Raw genomic sequence first — 14262 nt, forward strand, 5'->3', positions numbered from 1 at the left:
TGCACCTGTCCTATACGCGCTCGTCTGCACAAACCCTTAAACTTCTTTTTTTGAGGGAATGACCGCAGTCGTACGTAATCGAGATGGGTCTGTCAGAAACGGGGCGCATCCGGGATGAATGGGAGCCAAGTCGTGAATAATGCCGCCGCGCCCGAAAATCGCCGCGATTTCACACCTTTGCTGGGCAAGAGCTTCCTTACGCCGCTCTACGACCGGGCAATCGGTATATTCACCCGCGAAAATCTCTGGCGACAAAAGATCGTCGAACATCTGCATCTCGCGCCGGGCGACCGGGTCATCGATGTGGGCAGCGGGACCGGCACCCTTCTCAAGGCCTTGATGACGGATTGTCCGGAAGCCGGGCTGATCGGTGTCGAACCCGACCCGGCTGCGCTCGCGATTGCCCGCCGCAAATTCGGCGCAGGAGCCGATCTCATCAAATGGCACAACGGTTTTCTCGGCAACCTCGAGTTGCCCAAAGGATGGCGACCCAACAAGATCGTGAGCAGCCTGGTTCTCCACCAGGTCCCCTTGCGCGAGAAACAGGCTATCCTCGAAACCATCGAGACCCTGCTCGTGCCGGGCGGGACAGTCTTGATTGCAGATTACATGAAACAGGACAGCCACCTCATGCGCGCTCTCTTCAGGGCGACGGTCCAGTCGCTCGATGGTGTCAGCGACACGCAACCAAGCGCAGACGGCGAAGTCGAAAAACTGTTTGCCGAGATTTTCTCGGAGCCCCGGTTGCTTGACCGGATTCCCACAGTGACCGGGGCAATCTCGCTCTGGCGCGGGTACAAGAAAGGAATTGCGCAATGATTTCAAGGAAGGCTTCGGTGCTCCGGCGGCCGGTCGCCGTCGCGGCGCTGCTGGTGCTGGCAGCCTGTTCCAACGTGGCACAGGCGGCGACCTATACGATGTACCGCGATCCCGGATGCGGTTGCTGCCTCAGCTGGGCAGGCCATGTTGAAGAAGGTATGGAAGCCAAGGTCGCATCGGTCGACAGCAACGACATGGCGGCAATCAAGACCGCGCGGGGCGTACCCCAGGAGTTGTGGTCATGCCACACGATGGAAGTCGACGGATACATCATCGAAGGCCACGTGCCTACCGAAGCCGTTGCCAAGCTGCTGCGCGAACGTCCCGCCGGTGTTGCAGGCCTATCGGTTCCGGGAATGCCATTGGGATCGCCCGGCATGGAGGCCGGAGGGCGGAACCAGCCCTACGAGGTCATTGCCTTTGGCCCGGGGGGACAGCGCGTCTTTGCATCTTATCCGTGACTGTGGGGAGCCTGCAACGGAGGTCTCAGGAACCATCGCGCCAACGATGTGCAGCGGATTGCTTGCGGGGGACCGACACAAACCCGGGTGGACCGGGATGGGCGCAACGACGCCTGCCGATTATCCCGCCGGGCCTGGGGTTGGCTGCCCCCACCAGCCCCAGACCCTTCAATTTGTGACTGTGCGACAATCGCGAAAGAGGAGAAAAACGTTGGAACAACGATCGATCAAGAGTTCGATACTCGTATGGGGCTGGACGCTCAGCCTGCTACCTGCTTCTCAGCTATCTCCTTTGCGTCGCTTTCGGACTGCTCGCGCCCGAGCGATTTCACATGCATGAAGCCTGGGCGCCGCTCCTTCCGTGGTTCGAATGGCTGACCCTGTCGGGGTTCCTCGCAGGCGCGGCGGGTAGCTTTCTCTATGGCTGGTACATCGCTCTCATCGCGGTTCCGCTTCACCGGTTTTTCCAGAATCGATATGCATAATTCGGCCTGATCGAGCATAGCGCGCCCACACAAAGAGGCATGCATAGCAAGTGAAAGCTGACCCAATTGGGCGGGTTGTCAGAATTACTAAAGAAAGAGACCACGCGATTTTCAAGACATGGAGGCACGCTTCTTATCGGGGTCGACGACGATGGAAGCTTCGCCGGCATCGAAGAGGATATGCAGACGCTCAAGCATGCCAATCGGGACGGTTTCGAGCGCATCCTGATGGACCTTGCGAAGGATGGGTTCGGAGGTCACGCGTGTGCTTTGATCCATTGCCGGTTTCATCAAGTGGACGAGAAGACGGTATGCAGGATTATCGTCGAACGGAGTGTCGACCCCGTCTATCTCGTGGAGGGCGGCATCGCACGCCTTATGTTGCGTGTCGGCAACAGCACCCGAGAGCTCGACGTGCGCGAGGCGCAGGCGCACCTCCGCAACCGGACTCCCGGTTAACCCTGATGTGTCTTCACGCCATTCGATAAAGATCGCTAAACGGTTTTCGATATTTCTCGTGGTGCTTCGAGGTTCTCGTGCTGCAGTTGGTCGTAGCCGTCGACGCGAGATTGGTTGCAACCTGTGTCGCAAATCGCATGTTCTAGTCACAAAGCCCGCCCGAAGACGGCTCGCGCCCCTCTAAATTTTTTTGAGGGATAGGCCGCTTCCCAACGTACTGTCTGGCATGATGTTTCTCGGATGGGAGGACGTCGACAGGGGAACGACTTGCAGACAGATGGCGCCAATCAACACGGCGAGAGTGCGGACTCGATAACACTGCTGGGCGGTGTCGCGATGGGAACCGGCGTCATGATCGGCGCGGGGATCTTCGCCCTGACCGGACAAATCGCCGAACTCGCTGGACCCCTGTTTCCGCTCTCTTTTATAGCCGGCGCGCTTGTCACTTCGCTGGCTGCTTACAGCTACATCAAGATGTCGAATAAATGGCCTTCATCTGGCGGCATCGCGATGATTTTGCAAAAGGCATACGGGCCCGGCGTCATAGCGGCGTCAGCCTCGCTGCTGATGGCCCTTTCGATGGTAATCAATGAAAGCCTGGTTGCCCGGACTTTCGCGACATATGCGCTGCGTCCATTCAGCCTCGAGAGCACCGGATGGCTTGTTTCTCTAGCGGCGCTAGCGCTCATCATCTTCGCTTATTTCGTCAACGCGGCAGGCAACAGATCGGTAAGCGGGTTTTCACTTGTCATGTCGGCGATCAAGATCGGCGGCATCGCCGTGTTCGCAGTCGCGGCGATCTGGGCCAGCGGCTTTTCGTCAGGCGCTTTCTCGGGACCTGTAGCGCTCACAAATGCGGAAGCTCTGCTGGCCTCAGTTGCCTTTTCGATCCTGGCATTCAAAGGCTTCACCACGATCACCAATAGCGGTGGCGAAATCGTTGCTCCGCATAAGAACGTCGGTCGCACGATCATGATCTCGATCGCCGTGTGCATCGTGGTCTATCTGCTCGTCGCGGTAGCCGTGGGCTCGAGCCTCAGTATTTCCGACATCGTCGTGGCCCGCGATTACTCGCTGGCAGCAGCGGCGCGCCCGGCACTGGGCGAACTGGGCTTTTATTTCACCGTGGCGATCGCCATCGCTGCCACCACTTCGGGTGTGATCGCGAGCGTTTTTGCCGTGTCACGCATGCTTACAATGCTGACGGACATGAAGATGATCCCGCACAGCCATTTCGGCATGAGCGGCGGGATCCGCAGCCATATGCTGGTTTACACCGTTGTCGTCGCAGGCACGCTCGCCGTCCTGTTCGACCTGTCGAGGATCGCCTCGCTGGGGGCCTTTTTCTATCTGGTGATGGATATGCTGGTCCATTGGGGCGTCTTCCGGCACCTGCGCGAGGAAGTCGGTGCGCGCGCCTCGATACTCCTTGCAGCGCTCGCGGCAGACGGCGTTGTCCTTGTCGCCTTTACTGTCGCCAAGCTGCGCAGCGATCCTGCTGTCGTTATCTACGCAGTGATCGGCATCGCCGCCGTCTTCGTGGGCGAGTGGATATTTCTTTCGCGCAAGTCAGGAGCGTCCGCTTCCCCCGACAGCAATCAATCAGGAAAGGCGGGATGATCGCAATTTTTCTTTCCAGTTGGGGAGCTTTTGAAGCGAGCTCATTCCGCGACAATGCCTGGTTGTCGGCGTCAGTCATGATTTTCAAGCCAACTCGAGGGAGCGGTTTATCATGAGCCGAGCGGCGACAGTTTACCGGATGGTAATGGACGAACATGTCTGTCCCTACGGGCTTAAGACCATCGACCTTCTCAAACGGCAAGGTTTCGAAGTTAACGACCACCATCTTACCAGCAGGGAAGAGACCGACGCCTTCAAGGAAAGACACGACGTCGAAACCACGCCGCAGACCTTTATCAAGGATGAGCGTATCGGCGGCTATGACGACGTTCGCGAGTTTTTCGGAAAAAGCCGCTCTTTGCCCAAGGATGGCGATACCAGCTACCAGCCGGTCATCGCGATTTTTGCAGTAGCGCTGCTTCTCGCGCTGGGGCTGAGCTGGGCCTTTCTTGACAACCTCTTTACCGTGCGCGCTGCGGAATGGTTCGTGAGTCTGTCGATGACCCTCCTGGCTGTCCAGAAGCTGCAAGACGTGCGCAGCTTTTCGACGATGTTTCTCAATTACGACCTGCTGGCCAAACGCTGGGTGCCGTACGGCTTCGTCTATCCGTTCGGAGAAGCCGCCGCCGGTATTCTCATGACGGCGGGCGCGCTTACCTGGCTTTCGGCTCCTCTGGCGTTGATTATCGGCACAATCGGCGCAACCAGTGTCTTCAAAGCTGTCTACATCGACAAGCGCGAGCTCAAATGCGCGTGCGCTGGTGGGAGCAGCAATGTTCCACTCGGCTTCGTCTCGCTAACCGAAAATCTGTTTATGATCGGGATGGGTCTGTGGATGGGCACGAAGGTGTTCTCATGATCGCTGCGCTCCTTCTGGCGACCGCCCTGTTCTTATTATCGGTAGCATCCCACCTCGTATTCCTCAAAGGCGGCACTGCGCTACTTGAGCGTCGACGAAACCTGCTCGCCAAGCTGGGCATTTCACTCCTTGTATTATGCTCGCACCTGCTGGTTGCGATCTACTTTGCCGTCGGTCTCTGGCTCGGCAGTGAATGGGGAATGGGGGGATTTAAAGATATCCCGTCGATGGGCTGGATGGATTATTTCTACTTTTCCCTGGTCAACATGACGACGCTTGGTCTCGGGGACATCTATCCAACTGAACATCTGCGCGCGGTTACGGGCATCCAGGCCTTAGCTGGTTTTGCGCTGATCAGCTGCTCGGCGCAGCTATTCTGGAAAATGATGACGAAAGGAGACGATGAATGACTGAAAAGACATCCCACTCGGGCGGGGGCGGGGGCGGGGGCGGGGGCGGGGGCGGCAACTATTGGCGGTTTATGGCCATGGTGTCGACCTCGACCGTGATCATGTTCTTCCTGATGTATGCCAACAGTTTCGACATGGATGATGTTTTCTGGAGCGAGACGCGCTTCTGGATGATGTTCGTCATGGGCGCGATTATGATGGTGGTCATGCTGCTCTTCATGTGGGGCATGTACAAGGACCGAACCAAGAACTTCATCATTCTGGGGGTCGGCGCGTTTGTCTTTGCGCTCGCGCTGTGGCTCGTGCGCAGCCAGACTACGGTTGATGACGCCGAATACATGGCCGCCATGATCCCGCACCATTCGATCGCGATCATGACCAGCGAAAGGGCGAGCCTGAAAGATCCGCGTGTCCGCGAACTCGCGCAGGCCATCATCGTCGCCCAGCGCCGTGAAATTGCTGAGATGAAATATCTCATCCAGGACATTGAGCAGAACGGTCCGCGAACCGAAGAACGCCTGCCTCAGGAGATGCAGCAATGAACAAGATCGTAATTCTCGCGCTTGCAGCCCTCCCGCTGGCGGCCTGCAACACAAACACTTCAATCGGCAATGATCGCGAAGCGCAGCTCGATCCTCCGGCTACCGCGGCTCCTATAGAGAGTGCCGCGAACGCTCTTGCCAATCTCAGCCCCGGCCTAATGCTGCCTGAGACCATGAGCGACGCGGACATCGCCGCTCTCGGCGCGGAGAACGCATGCCAGTTCCGCTTGACCGAAGTCGCCTTCCCCTCATTCGTTTATGATAACAGCGGTCGCGGCGCGATAAAGATTAACGGCAAATTGATTCCCGTCACCGCAAGCGCGACCGGAAATTATGCGAGCGGCGAGCTTCGCATCGGCACGCGCTTACTCGAAGACGAAGGGGATGCGGGCCTTCAGATGCAGGAACTTATCGTTGCCGGCCCTGGGATGAAGGACGAGTTCGGGTTCTGGGGCTACACGACTTGCGGCAACAGCGAGGCCTAAAGGCGAACCAGCGGGCGCCGACGATCGTCGGTGCCCGCTGCATGATATCGGTCGGCCCGGCACGGATCGCCATACTTTATAATGAGGTAATCGAGTGGAAGCTCAGTCTGTGAACGACACATCGCCTATTGCCGTCTTCGGCGCAGGAGGAAAGACCGGGAGGGAAATCCTGCGTCATGCGGTTCACAAGGGCATTGAAGTGCGCGCGTTCGAACATACACTGCCCGAACCGTCGGACCGAGTGGACGGTGCCGAGTATTTCCAGTGTGACGTTCTCAATGATGATTTCAACAAAGAGCTACAAGGCTGCCGTGCCATCATCTCCGCGCTCGGAATAGGGTTCAGTCCTTCAACGGCCATCGATCCGCCGCCCCTCTATACCGAGGGAACCTCCAAGCTGGTCGAAGCGATGTCGGCGACCGGCATTTCCCGGATCGTCGTGATATCGGCAGCGTTTGTCGAGCCGCAGCCCAGCGTTCCAATGTGGTTCGAGCTCACAGCGAAGCCTGCCTTGCACAATTTTCTCGAACAGATGCGCGCAATGGAAGATTTGCTGGAGCGCGCGAAGGGACTGGAATGGACGGCTGCGCGACCGGGCTGGCTCTTGGACGAACCCTATACGGGTGAAGCCGTCATTACCGACGAGCGCCTTGCCGAAGGTTGCTTTCGCTGCAGGCACTCGGACCTCGCGGCCGCCATGCTCGAATTCGTGTGCGAAGGCAGCTGGATAGCTGGAAGGCCAGCGATCGGCGGACCCGAGGCGGAGCACTATGAAAACCCGGCGGCCATTAAAGCGGAACTCGGGATAGATTGAACGACGCACAATCGCCCGAAGCGCGATGGACCTGAGGGTTTTGAGCTCTTGAAGTCAGCCACTTGGTCGCAAGGCGATTGCGCCCGCCCACGGATCGAAGCTGACAGACCGATGGAATAGACAATTTGCCCGCAACAGAAAGCACTTCAGTGGCCAGCAAGGTAGCAATCTTCGGTGCAGGTGTTGCCGGTCTGACGGCAGCGCACGAACTTGTGCGGCGCGGCTATCAGGTTGCCGTATATGAAAGCAACGATATCGCGGGCGGCTTTTTCCGCAGCGCGCGCCGCGAAAGTGACAACTTGCCAACCGAATATTCTTGGCATGGCTTTGGGCCATGGTACCACAACACTTTCGATATTCTTCGCCAGATACCCTTCGATGACGAGGCATCACTGTACGACCGCATACTATCGCGCCCGATGGAATATGCCGTTGTCCCGAACCGCGTTGAAGGTGATAAGGAGACCGCCGACTTCTTTGAAAAGCCCACGGCCTTTCGCATGACGGCGTCCGACAAGATCTCACTCGCCTGGGGGATAATCAAGGCCTGGTCGGCCAATCACCGGTCGAAGCGTAACTATTCTCACGCCAACGCCGCAGCTTACTGGCAACCGCGGATGACGCCGACTGGACACAGAACGTGGAAAGCGCTGTTTGGTCCATGGATTGGGGCAGACTGGCCATATGCATCGCTGCATCACGTGGGTTTGTTTTTTGGCCGAAACATCAGGTCCGGCCCTCCGCATAAGCATCCCGCTGATGACGACGGCCCTGCCTGGGAACACCGATCGATGGGAGGATGGTCGCTTCTCAATGGGCCAAGCAATGAAGTGTGGTTCGACAGGTGGGTCGAGCATCTTGAAGATCGAGGCGTGGTGTTTCATTGGCAGTCGCCCCTCGAAACGTTGCACTTCGATGGAGCCCAAATAGCTGGCGCAAGCCTATCTTCGGGTGATGAATTGCGTGCGGATATCTATGTCTTGGCCAGCACTCCGTTCGCGTCTTCTGAAATCGTAGAGCGAACGCCTGTCTTGTTGGTTGACCCCCAGTTGGCGAAACTGAGGCCCGCTAGTCCAGGACGGCCCGCACACTCAGGTTTCCTTTCGTATCGCCTTTGCTGAACGCATGGCCTGGCCGCGCGAACGGACCGCGATCGCGCTGACTGATTCTCCCTTCAACATCACGCTCTTCGCAAATGAGCAATCTTGGCCTTCCCACATCGATCTAGGCGAGGAGGTGCAATCGCTCTGGACGTGCACCGCCTGTGTCGCGACCGTTCCGGGCATTGTCCACGGCAAGCCGCTTCGCAACTGTACCAAAAGCGAATTCATGGACGAAGTTCTCGCGCAGATACGCGCATCGGAAGCGCTGGAAGGAATGATCCGAGGGGCGAATGGCGGTCGCGGCCTTGAGGAGTTTGCAATCCTTAAGGCCGAAGTCTGGGACGAATGGGAATTCGACCCTTCCGGCATCACGCCAGAGCAGCCCAAATGGGTGACCACCACGAACACCCGGGACCATCGGCCCTGTCAGGCGACATCGATACCAAACCTTGTCTTGGCGGGTGCCCATACGGAAACAGAGGCAGATATCTGGAGCATTGAGGGAGCGGTTGAAAGTGGTCGCCGTGCTGCGAAAATCTTCGAGCCTGAAGTAGTAGTTAAGCCGCAGCACAAGCCTCTCGCGCTCAAGTTCACATCATGGGTCGACGATGCATTTTTTGCCTTGCGGCTGCCACATGTGCTGTCTGTGATCGGAGCCCTCGTCGGCGCTGGCCTCGTGATCGGTTTGTATGAGCTGATTGTGCGGAGTTGATTGCAAGTGGAACCCGGCTGCGAGGCATAGGTTCGAAAGATATAACTAGAACGCTCAGAGGAGAGCTACCATGGATCGCGCCAAGATTGACAATGACCTTTCAGTACTGAATTTTCCGCCTGAAGCGCACGACATGCAAAATCTTGCGGAGGCTGGCTTCAAGGCGGTCGTCAATCTGAGACAGGCAGGCGAGCAAGGGGAAAAGCTTAGCCCGCAGGCCGAAGCGGAAGTAGCGCGCGAAGCTGGCCTCGAATATCTTCACTATCCCGTCTCGCCGCCCGATCTGACGGCGGCAAAGGCGAAGGGTCTTGCAGTTCGGCTCGAACAGCTTCCCGGTCCCGTGGCCATTCATTGTGCAAGTGGCCGCCGGGCCAGCTTGATGGGGCTTGCATCGTGGGCGCATCAGAACAATTGCGATGCATCCGCCGCTACGGATCGCGGGCGGGAATCGGGCTTGGACATCAGCGAAGCCGAGCTGTCGCCAATGCTCGTAGAAAGCGAGGCCCAAGGGTGATTTTCAGACAGCTTATCGAGCGGGAGTCCTCTACCTATACCTATCTGATCGGATGCGAGAACACGGGTGAGGCGGTTCTGCTCGACCCCGTCATCGAGACGTGCGACAGGGATCTGAAAGCCGTCGCGGCATTGGGTCTCAACCTGTCCTTCACGCTCGACACGCATATCCACGCTGACCACATCACGGGTGCATGCCGACTGCGCAGTCTGACAGGGTGCAAGGTCGCTTACCCTGCCGATGACAATATCTCATGTGCGGATGTGGAAGTGAGCGAAGAGGCGCCCCTAGCGGTAGGTGACCTGACCATCCGCGCGCTGTTCACGCCCGGCCACACCGACAAGCATCACTGCTATCTGATAGAGCACGGCGGCCATACGCAGGTCTTCACGGGCGACGCGTTGCTGATTGATGGCTGCGGTCGCACCGATTTCCAGAACGGCGATTCAGAAACCCTTTACAGGTCAGTCCGCGAAAAACTGTTCGCCCTACCGGAAGACACGCTGGTCTATCCTGCGCATGACTATTCAGGGCGCCGCGTCTCGACGATCATGCAGGAACGCACACGTAACCCCCGCTTGAATGACGATGTCTCGCTTGCCGAATTCCAGCAAATCATGGCCGATCTTGATCTGCCTTATCCCAAGAAGATCGACGTGGCCGTGCCTGCCAATCGGAAATGCGGAGATTGTGTCGAAGAAGCTGTCGAGCACATGCATGAGATCGGCGGAAAATCCCCGCAGGGATAGCTTGGTTACCGAGGATAGCGCGCAACCACCGCCTTCCCTTACACGACCACGAACTGCCCCATCATCCCTGCGTCCTCATGTTCGAGGATGTGGCAGTGATACATGTATGGCAGATCGGGATCGGTATTTTCTTCGAAGCGCAGAAGTACGCGAACCTGTTCGCGCGGATTGACGACAATCGTATCCTTGAAGCCAGTTTCCAGTGGCGGGGGAACCTGACCATCGCGGTCTAGCACCTGGAACTGGACGTTATGGATGTGGAACGGGTGCGCCATCATGGAGGCATTGGCAATTTCCCAGATCTCCCATTGTCCGACCGGCACGCGTTCGTTGATCACATTCATGTCCATCGTGGCGCCATTGATCGACATGCCACCGCCCATCATGCCCATGTCGAGAACGAACCGGCGCGTGCGGATCGCGAGCGACGGGTCGGGCGGAGTAAGCGATGCCAGTTGAGCGGGTAGCGGCAAGGCGCTCGCCGAGCCTGCGGGCCTGATGTCCAGAATTTTGGATGTTTGTTCGGAGCTGCCAGCATCGTTACGGCGGCCCATCATGCCCCCGCCCATCATGCCCCCGCCCATCATGTCCATGCCATTCTCAGGGCTATTGGCGATCAAGCGAAGCGGACGCCCTTCTGAGAGATCGAGAACGACCTGGGCACGTTCGCCCGGAGCCAGTTTGAGCGATCGTATGGAATGTGCGCGATCAAGCAAGCCGCCGTCGCTCGCGATCAATTGCATCGGCCGATTTCCCTCGAGCGAGAAATTGTAGAAACGGGCGTTCGATCCGTTGAGGATACGTAGCCGCAATCGGCTGCTCTGTGCCTCGAACACGGCATTTTGCGTGCCGTTCACGAACATGTGATCACCACGTACGCCCATCATCTGTGCATGCATCCCACTGGGGTAAATCAAGCGACCGGATTTATCGAGCATGCGATCCTGAACGATCAAGGGTATGTCATCGACGCCGTAGTCGCTGGGCAAGTCAAGGCGGTCTTCCTCGTCGTCGCGGACGTAGATCGGGGCTGCCAGACCGGCATAAACCTGAGGGCCCGCCCCGCGATGCAGATGCGAATGGTACCAGTAGAGCGACGCGCGCTGGCGCACCTCGAATGACGGGCTCCACCGTTCGCCCGGAGCGATAAGTTGATGCGGCCCACCATCTGCCGCAGCAGGAAGTTCGAAACCGTGCCAGTGGACGGTCGCTCCCTCCGGCAGCGAGTTATCGATATGGAACCGTACAGTTTCCCCACGGCGCATCTCCAGTGTCGGTCCGAGATAAGGCGCGTCGATGCCGATCGTAGGCGAAGCTACCCCCGGGACGAACTCCTTCTCGCCTGGCGTCAGGGAAAGGCGAAAAACGCGTTCACCCTTATCAATCTCGCCTCTACGCAAGGGCGGTATGGAAAGGGGGATGGGCTCTCGGGTGCTGCCCAAGAGCGAGGTATTCTGCGCTTTGCATCCCGTCAGAGGGAAAACCGTGAAGGCTGCCGTTGCCAGTCCTGCACTTTTGATCAGCGCTCGACGGGGGATGAGTAGATCCTTGCTCATGCCAGCTGTGTTTGTCCTCTTTCATATTGGCTCGTGCCGGATCGATTTGAAACCAGCCAGGCTTCGCTAGAGCGATTGCGGATCTTCACATTACGAACCGGTCCCAGCCCGCATAATGCTCACGGCTACGCTTGCCTTGAGGCAGGCTCAGTCCGATCAAGAGCAGTCCGACCCCAACCGATGCCACCGTTCCGGCAGACGACGCCCCCGCAAGGAGGAATGGCGATGCGACAAGCCAGGCGCCAAATGCTGCGTTGAGGAAGCGCAGGGCGCGCGCGACTTCCGCAGTCGCGATAATGGCAACCGTAATTACCAAAGCGCCGACCACATGATCGCTGTTGGCCATCGCCCCCTCGCTGCCAAGCGTGATCCTTGTTAGCATCAGCCACGCTCCCAGAGCCGTGCTGGCCATCAGGGTCCAGGGGAAGGTCACGCCGCGCACCGTGTTGTTCCAGATCGAGCGCGCATCGGTCATATAGTCGGTATCGTCGATCTCGCCGTGTGCCACTGCACCGCCCTTGAAGAAGGTACGGACAAGCGGTTTGCCTTCCTTTCTCGACCAGTAGAGATACTGCCCCATGGCGATGACTTCATCGAGAGAGAACGGGATCATGATGAGCATCGCAAGGGCAGCAATCAGCGCCGGCGTGCTCCACGTTCCGATCACGATCGGCTGAATGATCACGAAATAGATACTGACCACACCCAGTGGAATGACCAGAATGCCGAAGAAGGTGACCATCCACGGCATGGTGCGCCAGCGCGCGCGGGTTCCCATGACCGCCATCAGGATTTCAAGCACATAGCTGACCGCTCCAAGCCCGGCATCGGGGATCGGCCAGGCCTTGGATACATCCGAAGTGATGATTTCCTCGGTACCGTTCTTGGGATCGGCAAGCGATCCGGAGAAGAACGGTTCCCACGCCACATCGATATGACCAAGCTGGTAGGAGGTGAGCATACGCGATATCAAAAGGCCGATTATGCCCATCGCAACGATCGGGAAACGCTGGGCATCGGTCGAGGGACTGTAGGTCCACCCGGGCGGGATGGACTTCTTGTCCATCATGCCTTCCATGCTCATGCCGGGCATCATGGGCACTAGCACCGAAAATGCGATTGCCAATGTACCGACAAGCAGATTGGTCAGATATTGTGCCGCGCTCGGACTCCAGAAGAACAAGGGCGCGAAAAGCAGCCAGATGCCGATGAAGGCTGTCGCCCACTGTCCGAACCAGGCGGTGCGCTTCGAAAGCGACATGGCGCCGAAGATCATCAACGCGATCCCGCTCAGCATATCGCTTAAGGCAAGAGCATTGGCCCGCCATTCGATCGACGGCAAACCCCGCTCGAGAGTGACCGCTACGACCGAAGCCCGGGCAGTATCGGCGGATACGACGTCATAGACACCCGGACTTGCAGCAAGCCACAGGCCGAGCCCGATGACAGCAAACTGCGTCCAGCGGGTACCGCGTTGGGGTCCGTCCATGTCGTGCATTTCCCCGTCCACCTGGTGCCCGTTATGCGGCATATCGGTGTCATGCGACTGAGGCTGCATCCGTTCGGATTTCAATGCGTCAGAACGCTTCGGATGCCAGGCCACCCTGGCGGTATTTAGCTTGTTCGTTTCGTACCAGTCCTGCGGGTCGGCTTTCAACGCGTCGATGATGGTCGGAAGCGTGTCGCGGAGCGAATGCTCTGGCTCCCACCCCAGCAGGTTCCGGGCCCGGGAGATATCAAGGATGTAGTGAGCATTGGCGTCATCGACCATCCATTGCTTGACGAAGCCGTCATGGCCAAGGACTTCTTCCTCGATCCACGTGCCCAGTTTCGCCACGCTCTTTGGAATGCGGACAGTCGTCCATTCTTCTCCATGGATCTGACAATGAACGATGTCTTGAATTTCGGCATAGCCCAGCGTTTCGGGCTCTCCGACAAGAATCGGCGTCTCGCCCTCGAGGTCAGCGCGATTTGCAATTGTACGCTCTACCGCTCTGGTCAGATCTTCGAGGTGCAGTGCCGATTGCGCTGCGCACAACATGCCGGGATACAGATGCGCCGACACGCGGTGCTCATAGACACCGGCAATTTGTTCGGCGAGAAAGGCGGAGTGCCCCTTATCGTCATAGACTCCGGCGAACCGCAGGAACACAACCGGAATGTCGCCACGGTTCTCGCGCAGTACCTGCTCGGCGTCGGCTTTCGACTGAGGGTATGGCCAGGTAGGTCCGAGCGGACTGGATTCGTCGATACGCTCGTCGGGGAGCGGCTTGGGCTCGTGTACAAGCATCGAGCTTGCATAGATGAACTGTTCAACGTCGAAGTCCTGCAGCCCCGTGATCAGCCTGCGCGACCCTTCAACGTTGACGTCATTGTACAGAGGGTTCGGGTCGCCCGTGATGTCGAAATAGGCAGCTAGGTGTACACACGCCGCAATCGCGTTGCCGTGCGCGGCTCGCACCCTGGCCAGGGCATCGGCAATCGAAGCGTCGTCCGCGAGGTCAACGGCGTATGAGGCGTCGAGCCCAGGGATGTCTTCCGCGACCGCGCGATCGAGGCCGATGATGCGATATTGACCGCTTAATCGATCAACCAAAGAGCGTCCGATGTATCCTCTTGCACCGGTTATCAGGACGACGCCTTCAGCCATTGTCTACTCCATCGCGTTGTTCTT

The 14262-nt window shown here is 58.2% G+C and carries 16 protein-coding genes; 13 read left to right on the forward strand and 3 right to left on the reverse strand.

The window, feature by feature from the left end; all coding sequences use genetic code 11:
* Positions 1-177 precede the first annotated feature (177 nt).
* Positions 178-819 carry a class I SAM-dependent methyltransferase gene (locus tag ACWIKC_RS12465; protein WP_454597808.1) on the forward strand — a complete coding sequence of 214 codons (642 nt, stop codon included), beginning with the start codon at positions 178-180 and terminating at the stop codon, positions 817-819.
* Positions 816-1280, forward strand: coding sequence for a DUF411 domain-containing protein (locus ACWIKC_RS12470; RefSeq protein WP_348336187.1), 465 nt, complete (start codon positions 816-818; stop codon positions 1278-1280). Before ACWIKC_RS12465 ends, ACWIKC_RS12470 begins: the two co-directional genes overlap by 4 nt.
* A gap of 260 nt (positions 1281-1540) precedes the next feature.
* Here ACWIKC_RS12470 and ACWIKC_RS12475 read toward each other — a convergent pair whose 3' ends face one another.
* A complete protein-coding gene (locus tag ACWIKC_RS12475; protein ID WP_454597809.1) occupies positions 1541-1783 on the reverse strand; it encodes a hypothetical protein in 243 nt (80 codons plus the stop codon).
* Positions 1784-1840: 57 nt separating this feature from the next.
* On the opposite strand from ACWIKC_RS12475, the gene ACWIKC_RS12480 reads away from it, so the two are divergent.
* The 11 genes from ACWIKC_RS12480 to ACWIKC_RS12530 all read left to right on the forward strand — a co-directional run bounded on the left by ACWIKC_RS12480 (position 1841) and on the right by ACWIKC_RS12530 (position 10032).
* Positions 1841-2224: an AlbA family DNA-binding domain-containing protein gene (locus ACWIKC_RS12480; protein ID WP_454597810.1), complete on the forward strand. Its 384-nt coding sequence runs from the start codon at positions 1841-1843 to the stop codon at positions 2222-2224.
* A 336-nt stretch (positions 2225-2560) separates the two neighbouring features.
* Positions 2561-3844: an APC family permease gene (locus tag ACWIKC_RS12485; RefSeq protein ID WP_454599498.1), complete on the forward strand. Its 1284-nt coding sequence runs from the start codon at positions 2561-2563 to the stop codon at positions 3842-3844.
* A gap of 112 nt (positions 3845-3956) precedes the next feature.
* Positions 3957-4703, forward strand: a complete 747-nt coding sequence (locus tag ACWIKC_RS12490) for a glutaredoxin family protein (RefSeq protein WP_348336182.1) — start codon at positions 3957-3959, stop codon at positions 4701-4703.
* Positions 4700-5113: a potassium channel family protein gene (locus ACWIKC_RS12495; protein WP_348336180.1), complete on the forward strand. Its 414-nt coding sequence runs from the start codon at positions 4700-4702 to the stop codon at positions 5111-5113. Before ACWIKC_RS12490 ends, ACWIKC_RS12495 begins: the two co-directional genes overlap by 4 nt.
* Positions 5110-5655 carry a DUF305 domain-containing protein gene (locus ACWIKC_RS12500; protein WP_454597811.1) on the forward strand — a complete coding sequence of 182 codons (546 nt, stop codon included), beginning with the start codon at positions 5110-5112 and terminating at the stop codon, positions 5653-5655. The genes ACWIKC_RS12495 and ACWIKC_RS12500 overlap by 4 nt, the downstream gene beginning before the upstream one ends.
* Positions 5652-6140, forward strand: coding sequence for a DUF6692 family protein (locus ACWIKC_RS12505; RefSeq protein ID WP_454597812.1), 489 nt, complete (start codon positions 5652-5654; stop codon positions 6138-6140). The genes ACWIKC_RS12500 and ACWIKC_RS12505 overlap by 4 nt, the downstream gene beginning before the upstream one ends.
* A 109-nt stretch (positions 6141-6249) precedes the next feature.
* Entirely contained in the window at positions 6250-6954 is a 705-nt protein-coding gene (locus ACWIKC_RS12510) for an NAD(P)-dependent oxidoreductase (RefSeq protein WP_454597813.1), read from the forward strand.
* A 125-nt stretch (positions 6955-7079) separates the two neighbouring features.
* The gene (locus ACWIKC_RS12515) at positions 7080-8075 is read left to right on the forward strand and encodes an FAD-dependent oxidoreductase (RefSeq protein ID WP_454597814.1); all 996 of its coding nucleotides are present in this window, start codon (positions 7080-7082) and stop codon (positions 8073-8075) included.
* A gap of 4 nt (positions 8076-8079) precedes the next feature.
* Positions 8080-8769 (forward strand): FAD-dependent oxidoreductase, encoded by a 690-nt coding sequence (locus tag ACWIKC_RS12520; protein ID WP_454597815.1) that lies wholly within the window; start codon positions 8080-8082, stop codon positions 8767-8769.
* Between the two features lie 70 nt (positions 8770-8839).
* Positions 8840-9283 carry a beta-lactamase hydrolase domain-containing protein gene (locus ACWIKC_RS12525; protein ID WP_454597816.1) on the forward strand — a complete coding sequence of 148 codons (444 nt, stop codon included), beginning with the start codon at positions 8840-8842 and terminating at the stop codon, positions 9281-9283.
* A complete protein-coding gene (locus tag ACWIKC_RS12530) occupies positions 9280-10032 on the forward strand; it encodes an MBL fold metallo-hydrolase (protein WP_454597817.1) in 753 nt (250 codons plus the stop codon). Before ACWIKC_RS12525 ends, ACWIKC_RS12530 begins: the two co-directional genes overlap by 4 nt.
* A 38-nt stretch (positions 10033-10070) precedes the next feature.
* On the opposite strand, the gene ACWIKC_RS12535 is transcribed toward ACWIKC_RS12530, so the two are convergent.
* Both ACWIKC_RS12535 and ACWIKC_RS12540 read right to left on the reverse strand, forming a co-directional pair.
* On the reverse strand, positions 10071-11588 hold the full coding sequence (locus ACWIKC_RS12535; protein WP_454597818.1) for a multicopper oxidase family protein: 1518 nt from the start codon (positions 11586-11588) through the stop codon (positions 10071-10073).
* Positions 11589-11673: 85 nt separating this feature from the next.
* Positions 11674-14238 carry a vitamin K epoxide reductase family protein gene (locus tag ACWIKC_RS12540; protein WP_454597819.1) on the reverse strand — a complete coding sequence of 855 codons (2565 nt, stop codon included), beginning with the start codon at positions 14236-14238 and terminating at the stop codon, positions 11674-11676.
* Between the last annotated feature and the right edge of the window lie 24 nt (positions 14239-14262).

Source organism: Qipengyuania sp. SM2507 (assembly GCF_053714505.1).

Excerpts from the sequence above, each read along its gene's own strand:
- ACWIKC_RS12490 (WP_348336182.1), top strand. The coding sequence starts at position 3,957 with ATGAGCCGAGCGGCGACAGTTTACCGGATGGTAATGGACGAACATGTC.
- ACWIKC_RS12470 (WP_348336187.1), top strand. The coding sequence starts at position 816 with ATGATTTCAAGGAAGGCTTCGGTGCTCCGGCGGCCGGTCGCCGTCGCG.
- ACWIKC_RS12485 (WP_454599498.1), top strand. The coding sequence starts at position 2,561 with ATGGGAACCGGCGTCATGATCGGCGCGGGGATCTTCGCCCTGACCGGA.
- ACWIKC_RS12535 (WP_454597818.1), bottom strand. The coding sequence starts at position 11,588 with ATGAGCAAGGATCTACTCATCCCCCGTCGAGCGCTGATCAAAAGTGCA.
- ACWIKC_RS12495 (WP_348336180.1), top strand. The coding sequence starts at position 4,700 with ATGATCGCTGCGCTCCTTCTGGCGACCGCCCTGTTCTTATTATCGGTA.
- ACWIKC_RS12540 (WP_454597819.1), bottom strand. The coding sequence starts at position 14,238 with ATGGCTGAAGGCGTCGTCCTGATAACCGGTGCAAGAGGATACATCGGA.
- ACWIKC_RS12475 (WP_454597809.1), bottom strand. The coding sequence starts at position 1,783 with ATGCTCGATCAGGCCGAATTATGCATATCGATTCTGGAAAAACCGGTG.
- ACWIKC_RS12505 (WP_454597812.1), top strand. The coding sequence starts at position 5,652 with ATGAACAAGATCGTAATTCTCGCGCTTGCAGCCCTCCCGCTGGCGGCC.
- ACWIKC_RS12520 (WP_454597815.1), top strand. The coding sequence starts at position 8,080 with ATGGCCTGGCCGCGCGAACGGACCGCGATCGCGCTGACTGATTCTCCC.
- ACWIKC_RS12500 (WP_454597811.1), top strand. The coding sequence starts at position 5,110 with ATGACTGAAAAGACATCCCACTCGGGCGGGGGCGGGGGCGGGGGCGGG.
- ACWIKC_RS12525 (WP_454597816.1), top strand. The coding sequence starts at position 8,840 with ATGGATCGCGCCAAGATTGACAATGACCTTTCAGTACTGAATTTTCCG.